Source organism: Ensifer adhaerens (genome assembly GCF_001270265.1).
Taxonomy (GTDB): domain Bacteria; phylum Pseudomonadota; class Alphaproteobacteria; order Rhizobiales; family Rhizobiaceae; genus Ensifer; species Ensifer adhaerens_B.
In genome coordinates, this window is the sequence record NZ_LGAP01000034.1 from 1 (window position 1) to 14,588 (window position 14,588).

Here is a 14,588-nt window from a genome sequence, read left to right on the forward strand (position 1 = left end):
GAAACGCCCCAGCGCCGATGGTACTTCGTCTTAAGACGCGGGAGAGTAGGTCGCTGCCAGGTCTGCAAAACGCAAGATAAAAAAACCGAAACGCCGCTCCCCTTCGAGGCATTGCCGAGAAGGATAAGGTAGCGGCGCAGATAAAGACTCTTCTCGACACACTCTCGGCCCAGCCGAAAAAAACGGGCCGCCCTCAAGCGGCCCTTTTGCTTGGTTAAGCTGAAAACAGACAAACAACGAGATTTTGCTTCGCAAAACTCGGACCGGATTAAAGCATAACCGCTAAAGCGGTTACGCAACCGCGATAAACCGCAAAGCGGTTTACGCTGGAACGGATAAACCGCTAAGCGGTTTACCTAGATGGCGCGGGGTGGAGCAGCCCGGTAGCTCGTCAGGCTCATAACCTGAAGGCCGCAGGTTCAAATCCTGCCCCCGCAACCAAATCAAAAAGCCCGCGAGACAGAAATGTCCGCGGGCTTTGGCGTTCTAAACACAAACGTCAGCGGACCATCGGTCCGAGCCACTGCGCGCAATGCCTGGCCTCAGCACGCAGACATCTCTCGCGTCCGGGCTACGAACAACGGCCAGAACGGCGCACCCTAGACGAAGAGGCGAAAAAACGTCGCCGGATCGTGCAATTTGGCCCTGCAGCTCTAGTCGCTAGAGGCCGCAGCCTTGCGTCAAGATATGCAAGGAGCAGGTCCTGGCAGGCAATATTCGCGAAAACCGCTATCGGGTCGAGGGCATGGATGGCGCATCCTGCGCCTCGAAGACCGACACAGCCGTCCGGCGCATGCCGGGCGTGGAAGATGTCTTGGTTTCCGTTGCCGCGGGTACGATGCTGGTCAAGCACGACGACGACGGCGAGCTCTCTGCGAACATCGTCAGCAAGGCCGGAAACCTCGGCTACCGCCTGCATCCGATTGCCGCCCACCAGACGCCTCCGATTGCTGTCGTGCACACTTGCTCGGGCCATCACGACCATGACCATCCTCACGATCACGATCACGATCACGACGAGCATACGCACGCGCACGACCACGCTCATGAACATCAGCACAGCCACAACGCGGCCCGGTCAACCTTGTTGCAGCAGCCGAGTTCACATGCGCACGATCATGGGCCGGCGAACGGTCCCTGGTGGCGATCGGGCAAGGGCCGGCTGACGATCGCCTGCGGTCTGGCGCTTGCCGCGGCTTATGGCCTTGGCCACCTGGTTCCAGCCACCGAGCCCTGGATCTTCACGCTTGCCATGCTGGTCGGCCTGCTGCCGATCGCGCGGCGCGCTTTCGCCGCGGCGACCTCCGGCATGCCGCGGCCTGCTGCTGAAGGGCGGCGCCGTGCTTGAAATGTCGGCAAGATAACCACCGCTGCACTCGACAAAACCGGCACGCTGACCGAAGGCAAACCCCGAGGTCACCGATGTCGTCTGCTTCGGCCGCGCCGAGAACGAGGTGCTTGGCTTGGCCGCAGCCCTTGAGCAGGGATCGAGCCACCCGCTTGCGCGGGCGATACTGCAACGCACCGGCGAGCTGAAGCTGCAGGTGCCGGGCATTGCGACGGTAAAGGCGGACCATCGCGGCGACACCGCCGACCCTGCCATCCGCGACGAGCCGCGCCCGGATGCCGCGGCCGGTGTCAAGGCGCTCACCGACGGCGGCATTCATGTTGTCATGCTGACCGGCGACAACCGCCGCACGGTGGAGGCGATTGGCCGTCAGTTCGGCATGGAAGTGCGCGCCGAACTGCTGCCTGAGGACAAGCAGCACATCGTCGGCGAATTGAAGAAATCGGGCTTCAATGTCGCCAAGATCGGAGACGGCATCAATGATGCACCGGCGCTGGCCGCGGCCGATGTCGGCATCGCCATGGGCGGCGGCACGGACGTGGCATTGGAGACGGCCGACGCGGCTGTGCTGCATGGCAGGGTTAGCGATGTCGCGGCGATGGTCCGCCTTTCCCGCTCTACAATGCGAAACATTTTCCAGATTATCACTATTGCGCTTGGCCTGAGGGTTGTTTTCCTCGTCACGACCATCGCCGGAATCACCGGGCTTTGGCCGGCTATCCTTGCCGATACCGGTGCCACGGTGCTTGTGACTATGAACGCGCTGCGCCTGTTGCGACCCGCCAAAACGGACTGAAGCAAACGTTTAAGACAGAACCGGCGGCATCGAATGCCGCCGGTTTTTTGTTGCGATCACGGTCGATCTGCCTGTGTATATTCACGCTGGACTCTCATCAGTGATCCGGTGAGAGTATAAGGAGATCTCGATTGAGGGCTTCCGCGCCGGGAAATCGATGATAAACTTATACCAAATGGTAAAAAAATCGCCGGCACGGTTTCTGGGAAGAAGACCGAAGCGGGCCAGTTTGGGGATCGCAAGGCCAATATGGACAGTATTGCCATCGAACTGCGTGGGATCGACAAGAGCTTCGGTCTGGTTCACGCCAACAAGAATATCAATCTGAAAGTCCGCAAGGGTACGATCCACGGCGTCATCGGTGAAAACGGTGCGGGAAAATCGACCCTGATGTCGATCCTCTACGGCTTCTATCAGGCCGACAGCGGCGAAATCCACGTGGATGGCAAGCAGGTCTCGATCCGGGATCCGAACGCGGCGATCGCCGCCGGCATTGGCATGGTGCACCAGCATTTCATGCTGGTCGAGAACTTCACCGTTCTCGAAAACGTCATGCTCGGAGCCGAGGAGAGCCGGATCCTCAACAAGGGCATTGCCAAGGCACGCGTCGAGCTGAAGCGGCTGGAGCGCGAATACGCGCTCGAGGTCAATCCCGACGCCGTGATCGAGGAACTGCCGGTCGGTCTGCAGCAGCGCGTCGAGATCCTCAAGGCGCTCTATCGCCGTGCCGATATCCTGATTCTCGATGAGCCCACCGGCGTGTTGACGCCGGCGGAGGCCGATCATCTCTTCCGCGTTCTCGAACAGCTGAAGAGCCAGGGCAAGACCATCATTCTCATCACCCATAAGCTGCGGGAAATCATGGCGATCACCGACGAGGTTTCGGTGATGCGGCGTGGCGAGATGGTGGCGACGCGCACGACGGCGGAAACCTCGGTCGAGGAACTCGCCGAATTGATGGTCGGTCGCCGCGTGCTGCTGCGCGTCGAGAAAGGCGAGGCGAAGCCCGGGGACGTCAAGCTTTCGGTCGACGGTCTGACCGTCAAGGACAGCCGCGGCGTCACCATGGTTGACAATGTTTCCTTCAACCTCAGGGCCGGCGAGATCGTCGGCATTGCCGGCGTCGCCGGCAATGGCCAGTCGGAACTGCTGGAGGCGATCTCCGGTATCCGCCGCGCGGTCTCGGGTGATGTCTTGCTCAACGGCAAGGCGATCGACGTCACCGGCCATGCCGACCCTAAGGAGCTGCGCGATCGCGGCCTCGCTCACGTGCCGGAAGACCGGCATCACGTCGGGCTCGTGCTGAAGTTCGAGGAAAGCGAAAACGCCATCCTCGGCTATCATCACGACAAGCGCTACCTCAACGGCGTCTTCCTGAATGTCGATGCCATCCGCAAGGATGCCGAGCAGAAGATCGCCGAATACGACATTCGTCCGCCGAACGCGCGGCTGAAGACCGCCAATTTCTCCGGCGGCAACCAGCAGAAGATCGTTCTCGCCCGCGAAATGGAGCGGGGACCCGACGTGCTGATCATCGGCCAGCCAACCCGCGGCGTCGACGTCGGCGCCATCGAATTCATCCACAAACGGATCATCGAGATGCGCGACCAGGGCAAGGCTGTCCTGCTTGTTTCCGTCGAACTCGATGAAATCCGCGCCCTGTCGGACCGGATCCTGGTCATGTTTGCCGGCCGTGTCGTCGGCGAGCGCGATCCCGACGCGACCGAGGGCGAGCTGGGCCTGCTGATGGCCGGCGTCGAAGGCCGCAAGGAGGCCGCAGAATGAGCAATCCCTATGCAAAGCTCCCGGGTTGGGTCGAATACGGCCTCGTCCCGCTGGTCAATCTCGCGGTCGCGTTTCTCGTTGCCGGCCTCGTGGTTCTGCTCGTCGGCGAAAACCCGTTCGAGGCGGCCTATCACCTGATCAACGGTGCCTTCGGTCGCGGCGAATATATCGGCTTCACGCTCTATTACGCCACCACCTTCATCTTCACCGGGCTTGCGGTCGCAGTCGCGTTCCATGCCGGGCTTTTCAACATCGGCGGCGAGGGCCAGGCCTATGTCGGCGGCATCGGGGTCGCCCTTGCGTGCCTCTGGCTCGACCAGACGATGCCGTGGTTCGTGGTCTTCCCGCTGGCGATCATCGGTTCGGCCGCCTTCGGCGCCGTTTGGGCATTTCTGCCCGGCTGGCTCCAGGCCAAGCGCGGCAGCCACATCGTCATCACCACGATCATGTTCAACTTCATTGCGTCGAGCCTGATGGTCTATCTCCTGACCAAGGTGCTGAAACCGCTCGGCTCGATGGCGCCGCAGACGCGCACCTTCGCCGAAGGTGGTCAACTGCCCAAGCTCGATTGGCTGCTGGCGATCTTTGGGCTGGATATCGGAACGGCGCCCTTCAATATTTCGTTCCTGCTGGCACTTGTCGCGGCCTTCGGTGTCTGGCTGCTGATCTGGCGCACCAAGCTCGGCTACGAGATGCGCACCATGGGCCACAGCCCGTCGGCCGCCCGTTACGCCGGCATGAGCGAGAGCCGCATCACCGTCATCACCATGATGATCTCCGGCGCGCTTGCCGGCATGATGGCGCTCAACCCGATCATGGGCGAGCAAGGCCGAATGCAGCTCGATTTCGTCCAGGGTGCCGGCTTCGTCGGCATCGCCGTCGCCCTCATGGGCCGCTCGCATCCGGCAGGCATCATCCCGGCGGCGGTTCTCTTCGGCGTTCTCTACCAGGGCGGCGCGGAGATCTCGTTCGAAATGCCGTCGATCTCGCGCGACATGATCGTCATCATTCAGGGCCTCGTCATTCTGTTCGCGGGCGCGCTTGAAAACATGTTCCGGCCGGCGATCACTCGGTTGTTTTCCATCTCCAGCCGGCGCGCCGCGGTCGTTGCCCAGACCAAGGGAGCTTGAAGCCATGGATTTCTTCCACGTCATCGTGGTGCTCCTCGAGTCCACCATCCGCGTCTCCGTTCCGCTGATCTTCGCGGCCCTTGCCGGGCTCTTCACCGAGCGCGCCGGTATCTTCGATATCGGCCTTGAAGGAAAAATGCTGGGCGCCGCCTTTGCGGCCGGCGCGGTCGCGGCGATCACCCAGTCCGTCTGGCTGGGATTGCTTGCCGCTATCCTGATCTCGATCGCCCTGTCGCTGGTGCACGGTTACGCGTCGATCACCCAGCGCGGCAACCAGATCGTCTCCGGCGTTGCCATCAACTTCATCGTTGCCGGTTCCACCGTCATCCTCGGCGAGGCCTGGTTCCGTCAGGGCGGGCGTACGCCGGCACTGGCCGAAGGTGCCCGGTTCCAGACGATCAACTTCCCCTTCGCGGACGCCATTCGCGAGGTTCCCCTCATCGGGCCGATCTATGCCGATCTGCTCTCCGGGCATTTCATCCTGACCTATGTGGCCTTTGCCATGGTGCCGCTCAGCTGGTGGATCCTCTATCGAACCCGCTTCGGCCTCAGGCTGCGTGCGGTTGGTGAAAACCCGGGCGCCGTCGACACGGCAGGCATTTCGGTGATCTGGATGCGGTATCGCGCCGTCATCTGCTGCGGCATCCTGTGTGGCTTTGCCGGCGCCTATCTGTCGCTTGCGATGACCGCCGGCTTCGTCAAGGGTATGACGGCGGGCAAGGGCTATATCGCGCTCGCCGCACTGATCTTTGCCAAATGGCGGCCGTTCAACATCATGCTTGCCTGCCTGCTCTTCGGCTTCCTCGATGCGTTCGCGATCCGTCTGCAGGGCAATCCCCTGCCGTTGATCGGCCAGGTGCCCGTGCAGCTGATGCAGGCATTGCCCTATATTCTCACCGTCATCTTGCTTGCCGGCTTCATCGGCAAGGCCATCCCGCCGAAAGCCGGCGGCGTCCCCTATGTGAAGGAGCGGTAAGACCATGGAAAACGAGCTCTTTGAAGCCGCACGCGAGGCGATGGCCAAGGCGCACGCGCCCTATTCGAAGTTTCCGGTGGGTGCCGCCATCCGCGCGGAGGATGGCAAGATCTACACCGGGGCGAACATCGAAAATCTGTCCTTCCCGGAGGGCTGGTGCGCCGAAACCACGGCCATCAGCCATATGGTCATGGCAGGTCAGCGCAAGATCATGGAAGTTGCCGTTGTCGCCGAGAAGCTGGCGCTCTGCCCTCCTTGCGGCGGGTGCCGGCAACGGCTGGCCGAGTTTTCCGGTGCCAGCACGCGCATTTTTCTCTGCGACGAGACGGGCGTGAAGAAGACGCTCGCTCTGTCGGATCTGCTGCCGCACAGCTTCGAGACCGAGATTCTCGGATGAGCAGTGCTGCGGAATTCCTGAGGGGCAGACTGGGCGGTCTGTCTCCGCGCTATGGCATTGTCCTTGGTTCAGGACTTGGGACGCTCGTCGAAGCGGTGAGTAGCACGACACGCATCTCCTATGCCGATATCCCGGGGTTCCCCGTCAGCAGCGTTTCCGGCCATGCCGGCGAACTTGTCGCCGGTTTGCTCGGCGAGGTCCCGGTCGTCATGCTGTCGGGCCGGGTGCACTATTACGAGAGTGGCGATGCCAACGCGATGCGCGTGCCGTTGCAGACGTTGAAGGAACTCGGCGTCGAAAAGCTCGTACTCACCAATTCCGCAGGCTCGCTGCGTGACGATCTGCCGCCGGGATCGGTCATGCGGATCTCCGATCACATCAATTTTTCCGGGTTCAATCCGCTGATCGGCGTCGAAAGCGACGATCGCTTCGTCGGCATGACCAGCGCCTATGATGCCGAGCTTGCCACGCGCATGCAAGGCGCAGCCGATCGGCTGGGAATTCCCTTGCACGATGGCGTCTACATGTGGTTCTCCGGGCCGAGCTTCGAAACGCCGGCGGAAATTCGCATGGCGCGTGTGCTCGGGGCCGATGCGGTCGGCATGTCGACCGTGCCGGAAGTCATTCTCGCGCGCTTCCTTGGCCTTAGGGTTGCCGCGGCTTCGGTCATCACCAATTTCGGCGCGGGCATGACGGGAGCCGAACTCAGCCATCACGAGACCAAGGACATGGCGCCCGTCGGCGGCAAGCGCCTGGCGGCCATTCTCAAGGACATGATTTCCACGGACGCGGCGGTTCAGTGACCATGCTTTCCCAGGAGATTATCCGCCGCAAGAGAAACGGCGAGCGCCTCGAAGCGGCAGACATCGCGAGCTTCGTCCACGGTCTTTCCGACGGTTCGATCTCGGAGGGCCAGGTTGCCGCATTCGCCATGGCGATCTGGTTTTCGGGCATGAGCCGCGACGAGACGGTGGCCCTGACGCTGGCCATGCGCGATTCCGGCGAAACGCTTGATTGGAGCAGCATCGGCCGCCCCATTGTCGACAAGCATTCGACCGGGGGCGTCGGCGACAACGTCTCGCTGATGCTTGCCCCGATCGTTGCTGCGTGCGGCTTGGCCGTGCCGATGATCTCCGGGCGGGGATTAGGGCACACGGGCGGCACGCTCGACAAGCTCGAATCGATACCCGGCTATGATATCCAGCCGTCGGCCTCACAGTTCCGAAAGACGGTCGACGAGGTCGGCTGCGCCATCATCGCCCAGACCGCCAATCTGGCGCCCGCCGACAAACGGCTCTACGCCATCCGTGATGTGACCGCGACCGTCGATTCGGTTCCGCTGATTACCGCGTCCATCCTCTCCAAGAAGCTTGCCGCCGGGTTGCAGTCGCTGGTGCTCGACGTCAAGCTCGGCAATGGCTCGTTCATGAGCGATCCCGGCGAAGCCGAGGTCCTCGCCCGCTCGCTTGTCGACGTCGCCAATGGTGCCGGTGTGCGCACGTCGGCCTTGCTGACGGATATGAATGAACCTCTGGCCGATGCGGCTGGAAATGCACTTGAGATCTGGAACTGCGTTGCCTTTCTCAAGGGCGAGAAGAGCGGCACCCGCCTTGAAACCGTCGTGATGGCCTTCGCCGCGGAAATGCTCGCCGCCGCCGGTGTGGCAATGGATTCGGTCGCCGGCGAGGCACTGGCCCGCACGGCGCTTGAAAACGGTGCGGCACTCGAGCGTTTCGCCAGGATGGTCCACGCGCTCGGCGGCCCCGGCGATTTCGTCGATCGTCCCGGACACTACCTCGTGCCTGCCCCGGTTATCCTGCCGGTGGAAGCCGACAGGGATGGCTATTTGCACACCTGCCAGACCCGTGAGCTCGGCCTGGCCGTCATCGCCTTGGGCGGCGGGCGGACGCATCCGAATGACAAGATCGACCACCGCGTTGGGTTCGCCGAACTGAAACCGTTGGGAACGCGGATTGTCAAAGGCGAGCCGATCGCTTTCGTTCATGCCGCGGAAGAGAATGCGGCCGAACGGGCGCGCCAAGAGATCAAGGCGCTCTACACGATCGCCGACGTCGAGCCGGAGGTGCGCTCGCCGATCCTTTCGAGGGTCATCTGACCAGGTGCAGCGCACCGTCTTCGACGCGGTAGGACGATAGTCGGCTGAGGAAGCTCATGCCGACGAGCATGCCGGAAAGCGCCTTGTCGGGTAGGACCAGGGCGTCGACATCGTGCAGCGATATGCCGCCGATTTCGACCCTCGTCAGTTTGGCCGGGGCTGCATCGACATCGCCATTGGCTGTTCGAACGCGTGCATTGAAAGTGAGCGCTCCGGCCGACAGGCCGAGCCTGCGTGCGGTCGAGACATTGATCGCGATGGTGCTGGCACCGGTATCGACCAGACCACGTTCGATCCGGCCATTGATGCGGAAGGTTCCGAAGAAATGGCCCGAGCGGTCGGCTTCGAGCACCACCCCTTTTGCCGAAGCATATTTTGCCGTCGTTGCCGGAACGGAGCTGTTTGCTCCCGTTTTGCTGGTGGCGGCAGTTTCAGGCCGCGACAGATAGGAACTCGCGAGATCAGGAATGACCAGGGCCGCAACGGCGATGCCCCCGGCAAATGTCAGCAAACGTCCGAACATGGCCTGACCTTCCGCATACCAGCCGCAGACACGCGTGCCGATGAGGGCCAGTAGAGCAGGGGATGGATAATGCGGCAAAAAAAAACCGCCGGTTTGCCGGCGGTTTTCAGTCAATTTTGCGTTCTGGTTAAGAAACGGAAAATCACTTGGTTCCGTACATGCGGTCGCCGGCGTCACCGAGCCCGGGCACGATGTAGCCGAGTTCGTTCAGGTGACTGTCGATCGATGCCGTGAAGATCGGCACGTCGGGATGGACCGCTTGGAAGTTGCGGATGCCCTCGGGTGCCGCCAGCAGGCAGAGAAAACGAATGTTCTTCGCTCCGCGCTCCTTCAGCTTGTCGATCGCCGCAATTGACGAGTTGCCGGTGGCAAGCATCGGATCGACGACGATGATGAGCCGCTCGGACAGGCTCTCCGGCGCCTTGAAAAAGTACTCCACCGCCTGCAGCGTTTCGTGGTCGCGATAGACGCCGATGTGGGAGACGCGGGCCGACGGCACCAGTTCGAGCATGCCTTCAAGCAGACCGTTGCCGGCGCGCAGGATTGAAGCGAAAACGAGCTTCTTGCCTTCCAGCACCGGCGCGTCGATCTCCTGCATCGGCGTCTCGATGCGCTCCATCGTCAGTTCCAGATCGCGCGTGACCTCGTAGCAGAGCAGCGTCGAGATTTCCCGAAGCAGCCGCCGAAAACCCGCGGTCGAGGTTTCCTTCTTGCGCATGATGGTCAGCTTGTGCTGCACAAGCGGATGATCAATCACTGTAACGCCGTCCATGGCCACCTTCCCGGAAGTTTATGTATCTGCCCTTTTTCCATGGAATGCTCCGCGGCCGCAAGGGCGTTGGGCGGCTCGTTGTGTTCATCCCCAGCGCGCTCGACCGCGCTGGGTGAAAGCGGGTTACGGTCAGAGACGGGCAAGCAACCGCTGACGCGTCGCGTCGTCGACGAATGCGGCTTCGATCGCCGTCCTGGTCATGCCGTTGATGTCGTCGTCGCTGAACCCCATCACCGCCGATGCGATATCATATTCCTGGGCAAGGGAGGTGTGGAAGAAGGGCGGGTCGTCGGTATTGAGCGTCACTCGCACTCCGGCTTCATGCAATGCCCGCAAGGGATGCGCGGCGAAATCCGGGAAGACCTGCAGGGAAATGTTGGATCCGGGGCAAACCTCCAGAACGACACCGTCATCGGCGAGCCTTAGGACCAAGTCTGCATCTTCGATCGCACGCACGCCGTGGCTGATGCGAGACGGCCTGATATGGTCGAGCGCATCGCGCACGCTGAACGCGCCCGAAAGCTCGCCGGCGTGAATGGTCAAGCCCAGGCCGGCGTCCCGGGCGATATCGAACGCCCGGGCAAAATCGGCAACGCGGTGCATGCGCTCCTCTCCCGCCAGATTGAAGCCGGTGACCAGCGTATGCTCTCTCCTGGCGGCAAATTCGGCTGTTTTGACGACCGATTCCGGTCCGAGGTGGCGGATGCCTGTTATCAGCATGCGCGACTCGATCCCGGTCTTTGCCCTGGCGGCCTCCATGCCGGCCGCAAGGCTTTCGAGATAAGCATCGGCACCAAGCCCGATGGTGTTGCCGTGATCCGGCGAAACGATGATCTCGCTGTAGATCGTTCCAGCCTCGGCCAGTTCCGTCAGATAGGTTTCGGCAAGAAGCGCATAGTCTTCCTGCGTGCGAAACAGTGAGGCGACGCTGTCGTAGCATTTCACGAAGCTGGTAAAATCCGCCCAGACATAGGCGCGGTCGGCGATGATCTCGCTGGTGTCGAGCCCATACTTTTCCGCCTGCTGCAGCGCCAGCTCCGGCGGCGTCGCGCCCTCGATGTGGCAATGCAGTTCCGCCTTCTTCAGATGTGCGGTCAAATGAGGCTTCTCCCGTGTAAGCCCGGTGCAATCCCGAGATGTCTGGCGACAGTTTCGCCGATATGCGCAAAGGTGTTGGCAACCCCCAGCGAACGGCTGCGAACGGCCGGGCCGAACATCAGCACCGGCACACGCTCACGCGTGTGATCGGTTCCGCGCCAGGTCGGGTCGCAGCCGTGGTCTGCCGTCAGGATGACGATATCGCCGGGCTTCAGTCGCCGGTCGAGATCGGGCAGCCGTGCGTCGAAGGCTTCAAGCGCCGCGGCATAGCCGGCGACATCGCGGCGGTGGCCGAAAAGCATGTCGAAATCGACGAAGTTGGTGAAGACGAGGTCGCCGTCCTCCGCCTCGTCGATAGCGGCCAGGCTCGCGTCGAAGAGCGCCATGTTGCCGTCCGCCTTGGTCAGCTTCGTCACGCCCTGGTGGGCGAAGATATCGCCGATCTTGCCGATCGCATGCACGGTGCGCCCCGCTTCCACCAACCGGTCGAGGACCGTTGGTTCGGGCGGCAGAACCGAGTAGTCCCGCCGATTACCGGTGCGGGCAAAGGTCTGCGGGCTCTGCCCGATGAAGGGACGGGCGATGACGCGGCCGATATTGTAGTCGTCGAGCAGGCGGCGAACGATCTGGCAGAACTCCAGCAGGCGCTCAAGTCCGAAGGTGTGCTCGTGCGCGGCAATCTGAAAGACGCTGTCCGAGGAGGTGTAACAGATCGGCTTTCCCGTCCGCATATGCTCCTCACCGAGGCGCGCGATGATATCAGTGCCGGAGGCGTGGCAGTTGCCGAGAATGCCGGGGATATTGCCCTCGCGGCAAATCGCTTCGACCAGTTCGGCGGGAAAGGCGTCGCCCTCGGCCGAGAAATAGCCCCAATCGAACATGACGGGCGTCCCGGCGATCTCCCAATGTCCGGACGGCGTATCCTTGCCGCGCGAGACTTCGCTGGCGGCGCCATAGGCGCCATAGACCCGGCCTGGAACCGGCATGCCCACCGGCACGCGGCCCGCGGCCAATTTCGCCGCGTGCACGAGCCCGAGTGCCGACATGTTGGGGAGATGCAGCGGACCTTCGCGCAAGCCTGCCCGATCCGCTCCACCCGCCGCGCAGAATTCGGCGATGTGGCCAAGCGTATCGGCGCCAAGGTCGCCGTAGGTTTCGGCGTCCGGCGCTCCGCCTATGCCGAAGGAATCGAGGACAAAGAGAAAAGCGCGCGCCATGAAAGTTCCGGTAAGCCGGAGCGCGAGCGGAGCTGCGGTCCGGTGCTGCAATGAGCGCGGAAGCAGATGCTGCCGGCGCAATCCCGAAGGAATACCGCCGGCGACGCCGCAATGCAATTGGCCTCGATCAAGCTCCGATCAGCAATCGGGGCACTTTATGATTTCGGCCTGGCGTGAGCGGAAATAGGTGGTTTTGGACAAATCCACCGTGTTGCTGCTGGAGGCGAGGTTCTGCGCGAACAACAACACTTCATGCTCCACGATAAGTTCCGTCCGAATGACGAAGGCTTTGGTCGCAGTAAATTGGGCCGGAACGGTCGTCGTCGAGTTTGCAGCGTAGGGCACTGCGCCATTCTGATCGCGCGACCAGATGACGGTCCCCTGATTTGCGCCGGTGACCTCGATGCCGGAGATCTTGAGCGTGTATGTTGATCCCTCATACGGCGCGAGGATGCTTTTCACGACATTCGACATGTTTCCCAGATAGGCCTTGTTGACCTCGGTTTGCTGAGAAACCAGGTCGGCCACGGCGCTGGACGCACGCGCTGCCTTGCCCGCCACGGTAAAGCCGAGCGATAATTCGAATGCGCCGATGTAAATCATGATCAGCAGCGGCGTGACGATGGCAAATTCTACACCGCCCAGCCCGCGCTGGTCTTTTAGCAGTGAGCGGAAGCTCGCGAAGGTCAGACGGATTGCCGGCATCCAGTGCATCGTTAAAGTCTTCACGACGCGCCTCACTCGTTTTCTGTGCGGAAAGTGGTTGTGGAAACCATGAGATAGTCTTTGGGCATGCTGGATCCGGCCGGGCGCAGGTTGGTTACAAATGGCCTGATGAGATCGGTCATCACACTCCAGCGATAGTACGCGCGCATGACGTTGAAGGAGCCTGGTCCGCCCGGCGCAAACTTCAGGTCGGTTGTCTTGAGATCCGACGACGACGACGAGGTGTCCATTCGCGGGATGAGCACCGGGAATTTGGTGAGATCGGTGACCGTTCTGACGTCGATGTAGAGCTTCGAGGCTTCGGCGGCCTCCGTCGCCGAGCACGTCATCAAAACGGAGATTTCGTTGCAGAACGCCTCGCGAAACTTGACCTCGTCCATGTCCGTCGCCGGCTTGCCCCGGTTGAACGTGATTTCGCCGGTGCGGATCTTGCGTGCCAACGTCTCGGTCGCGTTGGCCAGGAGCTGGTCGCCATAGAACGCGAGGAACGTTTCGATGGAGGCGAAAATCACCATGAAGAAGGGGAGAGCCAGTATCGCGAACTCAATGCTCGCGGTCCCTTTTCTGTCGCGCCGGAAACGCCCCCACATGCCTCGTAGAGGCTTTGCGCCCTTTTGGGGCCGCAGTGTTTCCTGCTCGATGCTCATCGCGCCGTCCCATCATGTTACGTCTGACGGAGAGGCAAAATAGGGAGTAACTATTGATATTTCGTTTGCGATGATCGTGGGTATTTTAGTGAATTTCCAACGTTTCTCGCAGTTTACTCAGTTTCCGCCACTTGCGGTTTTGCGCTCCACGTGCCGTTCACAACTTGGCGTACAGGAGAGCACGGTGCGCGACGTCTGCCGGTAGACGCGCAGAGTGTTGGCTTCGTCGATCGACACGAGAATTTGCTCATCGACGATGGCGTTTCCGTCCTGATCGAGAATGACAAGATTTGTCGTGCCGAAACTGCGGCCGGTAATGACGATCGTGCGGGCATCGGCAACGGTTGCATCTGCAACTTCCGCATTGCCGATGATGACCTTGGCGACCGGCCGGTCGAGCTTGAGTACGCGTGCGTGGTCCATGTAGACGCGCATCATGTCGTCCTGCGCGTTCGCGGCCGACATCGCCATGAGTGAAAGCATGCCGAAGATCGCGAGTGTCAGCGTGGCGGTCCGGTTGGCCGCGAAGGGCAAAATCATGGCAAGTCCCTGAGATGGCATTCGCCCCATCATCGATACTCTTGGTGAATGAACCGTTAAGTCGGGCGGCAGCACTCCAACTCGACACATTTCCTATTCGTTTACCCAAAAATCAGTGGTGGGCCGTTAACCTTTTGGTAGCTGTCTTCGTTAAGCCGGTAGCAATTCGGCAGGGCTAGGTTGGGCTCATCCGATCAACGGCAACAGTTGGCGGACGTGCTGAACAACAAACGTGAAGTTAGGAGAATCATCATGAAGAAGATTTTTGCCCGTCTGATGAAGGACGAGTCCGGCGCAACCGCCATCGAATACGGCCTGATCGCCGCTCTGATCTCCGTTGCCCTCATCGGCGGCGCGACTGCCCTCGGCGATCAGCTGGATCTGCTGTTCAATGGGCTGAAGAATGAAATGTCGACCGCCGTCACAAACATGTAAATCGGACTATCGTCCTTTTGTTCTGGAGGCCGTTCCCGTGTGGAGCGGCCTTTGGCTTTTATGGTGCTGTTCGATCTCTCTG

At 61.4% G+C, this 14,588-nt stretch carries 15 protein-coding genes, 1 tRNA gene and 1 pseudogene; 10 read left to right on the forward strand and 7 right to left on the reverse strand.

Annotated elements, in window-relative coordinates; genetic code table 11:
* The first annotated feature begins 364 nt into the window (after positions 1-364).
* The 9 genes and pseudogenes from AC244_RS29925 to deoA all read left to right on the forward strand — a co-directional run bounded on the left by AC244_RS29925 (position 365) and on the right by deoA (position 8,548).
* Positions 365-441, forward strand: a tRNA-Met gene (locus AC244_RS29925).
* 304 nt (positions 442-745) lie between these two features.
* Positions 746-1,348 (forward strand): cation transporter, encoded by a 603-nt coding sequence (locus tag AC244_RS38960; protein WP_053252471.1) that lies wholly within the window; start codon positions 746-748, stop codon positions 1,346-1,348.
* 6 nt (positions 1,349-1,354) lie between these two features.
* Positions 1,355-2,144, forward strand: a pseudogene (locus AC244_RS38965) (HAD-IC family P-type ATPase); the annotation flags it as partial.
* A gap of 249 nt (positions 2,145-2,393) precedes the next feature.
* The gene (locus tag AC244_RS29940; RefSeq protein WP_053252473.1) at positions 2,394-3,929 is read left to right on the forward strand and encodes an ABC transporter ATP-binding protein; all 1,536 of its coding nucleotides are present in this window, start codon (positions 2,394-2,396) and stop codon (positions 3,927-3,929) included.
* Positions 3,926-5,059 (forward strand): ABC transporter permease, encoded by a 1,134-nt coding sequence (locus AC244_RS29945; protein ID WP_053252474.1) that lies wholly within the window; start codon positions 3,926-3,928, stop codon positions 5,057-5,059. The genes AC244_RS29940 and AC244_RS29945 overlap by 4 nt, the downstream gene beginning before the upstream one ends.
* 4 nt (positions 5,060-5,063) lie before the next feature.
* Entirely contained in the window at positions 5,064-6,035 is a 972-nt protein-coding gene (locus AC244_RS29950; RefSeq protein WP_053252475.1) for an ABC transporter permease, read from the forward strand.
* A gap of 4 nt (positions 6,036-6,039) precedes the next feature.
* Positions 6,040-6,432 carry a cytidine deaminase gene (locus AC244_RS29955; protein WP_053252476.1) on the forward strand — a complete coding sequence of 131 codons (393 nt, stop codon included), beginning with the start codon at positions 6,040-6,042 and terminating at the stop codon, positions 6,430-6,432.
* Positions 6,429-7,235 (forward strand): purine-nucleoside phosphorylase, encoded by an 807-nt coding sequence (locus tag AC244_RS29960; protein WP_053252477.1) that lies wholly within the window; start codon positions 6,429-6,431, stop codon positions 7,233-7,235. The genes AC244_RS29955 and AC244_RS29960 overlap by 4 nt, the downstream gene beginning before the upstream one ends.
* Positions 7,232-8,548, forward strand: a complete 1,317-nt coding sequence (deoA, locus tag AC244_RS29965; protein ID WP_053252478.1) for a thymidine phosphorylase — start codon at positions 7,232-7,234, stop codon at positions 8,546-8,548. Before AC244_RS29960 ends, deoA begins: the two co-directional genes overlap by 4 nt.
* Here deoA and AC244_RS29970 read toward each other — a convergent pair.
* The 7 genes from AC244_RS29970 to AC244_RS30000 form a co-directional block, all read right to left on the reverse strand.
* Positions 8,541-9,071, reverse strand: a complete 531-nt coding sequence (locus tag AC244_RS29970; RefSeq protein WP_053252479.1) for a TIGR02281 family clan AA aspartic protease — start codon at positions 9,069-9,071, stop codon at positions 8,541-8,543. The genes deoA and AC244_RS29970 overlap by 8 nt on opposite strands.
* Before the next feature lie 142 nt (positions 9,072-9,213).
* Positions 9,214-9,843, reverse strand: a complete 630-nt coding sequence (gene upp, locus AC244_RS29975; RefSeq protein WP_053252480.1) for a uracil phosphoribosyltransferase — start codon at positions 9,841-9,843, stop codon at positions 9,214-9,216.
* Between the two features lie 129 nt (positions 9,844-9,972).
* A complete protein-coding gene (locus AC244_RS29980; RefSeq protein ID WP_053252481.1) occupies positions 9,973-10,941 on the reverse strand; it encodes an adenosine deaminase in 969 nt (322 codons plus the stop codon).
* Positions 10,938-12,158 carry a phosphopentomutase gene (locus AC244_RS29985; RefSeq protein WP_053252482.1) on the reverse strand — a complete coding sequence of 407 codons (1,221 nt, stop codon included), beginning with the start codon at positions 12,156-12,158 and terminating at the stop codon, positions 10,938-10,940. The genes AC244_RS29980 and AC244_RS29985 overlap by 4 nt, the downstream gene beginning before the upstream one ends.
* Before the next feature lie 138 nt (positions 12,159-12,296).
* Complete coding sequence (locus AC244_RS29990; protein WP_414735966.1) at positions 12,297-12,863, reverse strand: TadE/TadG family type IV pilus assembly protein; 567 nt, start codon at positions 12,861-12,863, stop codon at positions 12,297-12,299.
* A gap of 32 nt (positions 12,864-12,895) precedes the next feature.
* Positions 12,896-13,531 (reverse strand): TadE/TadG family type IV pilus assembly protein, encoded by a 636-nt coding sequence (locus AC244_RS29995; protein WP_053252484.1) that lies wholly within the window; start codon positions 13,529-13,531, stop codon positions 12,896-12,898.
* A 117-nt stretch (positions 13,532-13,648) separates the two neighbouring features.
* A complete protein-coding gene (locus AC244_RS30000; protein WP_053252485.1) occupies positions 13,649-14,071 on the reverse strand; it encodes a pilus assembly protein N-terminal domain-containing protein in 423 nt (140 codons plus the stop codon).
* 252 nt (positions 14,072-14,323) lie between these two features.
* Between AC244_RS30000 and AC244_RS30005 the strand changes: the two genes are divergently transcribed.
* Positions 14,324-14,506: a Flp family type IVb pilin gene (locus tag AC244_RS30005; RefSeq protein WP_053252486.1), complete on the forward strand. Its 183-nt coding sequence runs from the start codon at positions 14,324-14,326 to the stop codon at positions 14,504-14,506.
* Positions 14,507-14,588 lie beyond the last annotated feature (82 nt).

Excerpts from the sequence above, each read along its gene's own strand:
- upp (WP_053252480.1), bottom strand. The coding sequence starts at position 9,843 with ATGGACGGCGTTACAGTGATTGATCATCCGCTTGTGCAGCACAAGCTG.
- AC244_RS29990 (WP_414735966.1), bottom strand. The coding sequence starts at position 12,863 with ATGCCGGCAATCCGTCTGACCTTCGCGAGCTTCCGCTCACTGCTAAAA.
- AC244_RS29950 (WP_053252475.1), top strand. The coding sequence starts at position 5,064 with ATGGATTTCTTCCACGTCATCGTGGTGCTCCTCGAGTCCACCATCCGC.
- AC244_RS29940 (WP_053252473.1), top strand. The coding sequence starts at position 2,394 with ATGGACAGTATTGCCATCGAACTGCGTGGGATCGACAAGAGCTTCGGT.
- AC244_RS29945 (WP_053252474.1), top strand. The coding sequence starts at position 3,926 with ATGAGCAATCCCTATGCAAAGCTCCCGGGTTGGGTCGAATACGGCCTC.
- AC244_RS29955 (WP_053252476.1), top strand. The coding sequence starts at position 6,040 with ATGGAAAACGAGCTCTTTGAAGCCGCACGCGAGGCGATGGCCAAGGCG.
- AC244_RS30005 (WP_053252486.1), top strand. The coding sequence starts at position 14,324 with ATGAAGAAGATTTTTGCCCGTCTGATGAAGGACGAGTCCGGCGCAACC.
- AC244_RS29960 (WP_053252477.1), top strand. The coding sequence starts at position 6,429 with ATGAGCAGTGCTGCGGAATTCCTGAGGGGCAGACTGGGCGGTCTGTCT.
- AC244_RS38960 (WP_053252471.1), top strand. The coding sequence starts at position 746 with ATGGATGGCGCATCCTGCGCCTCGAAGACCGACACAGCCGTCCGGCGC.
- AC244_RS29985 (WP_053252482.1), bottom strand. The coding sequence starts at position 12,158 with ATGGCGCGCGCTTTTCTCTTTGTCCTCGATTCCTTCGGCATAGGCGGA.
- AC244_RS29970 (WP_053252479.1), bottom strand. The coding sequence starts at position 9,071 with ATGTTCGGACGTTTGCTGACATTTGCCGGGGGCATCGCCGTTGCGGCC.
- AC244_RS30000 (WP_053252485.1), bottom strand. The coding sequence starts at position 14,071 with ATGATTTTGCCCTTCGCGGCCAACCGGACCGCCACGCTGACACTCGCG.
- AC244_RS29995 (WP_053252484.1), bottom strand. The coding sequence starts at position 13,531 with ATGAGCATCGAGCAGGAAACACTGCGGCCCCAAAAGGGCGCAAAGCCT.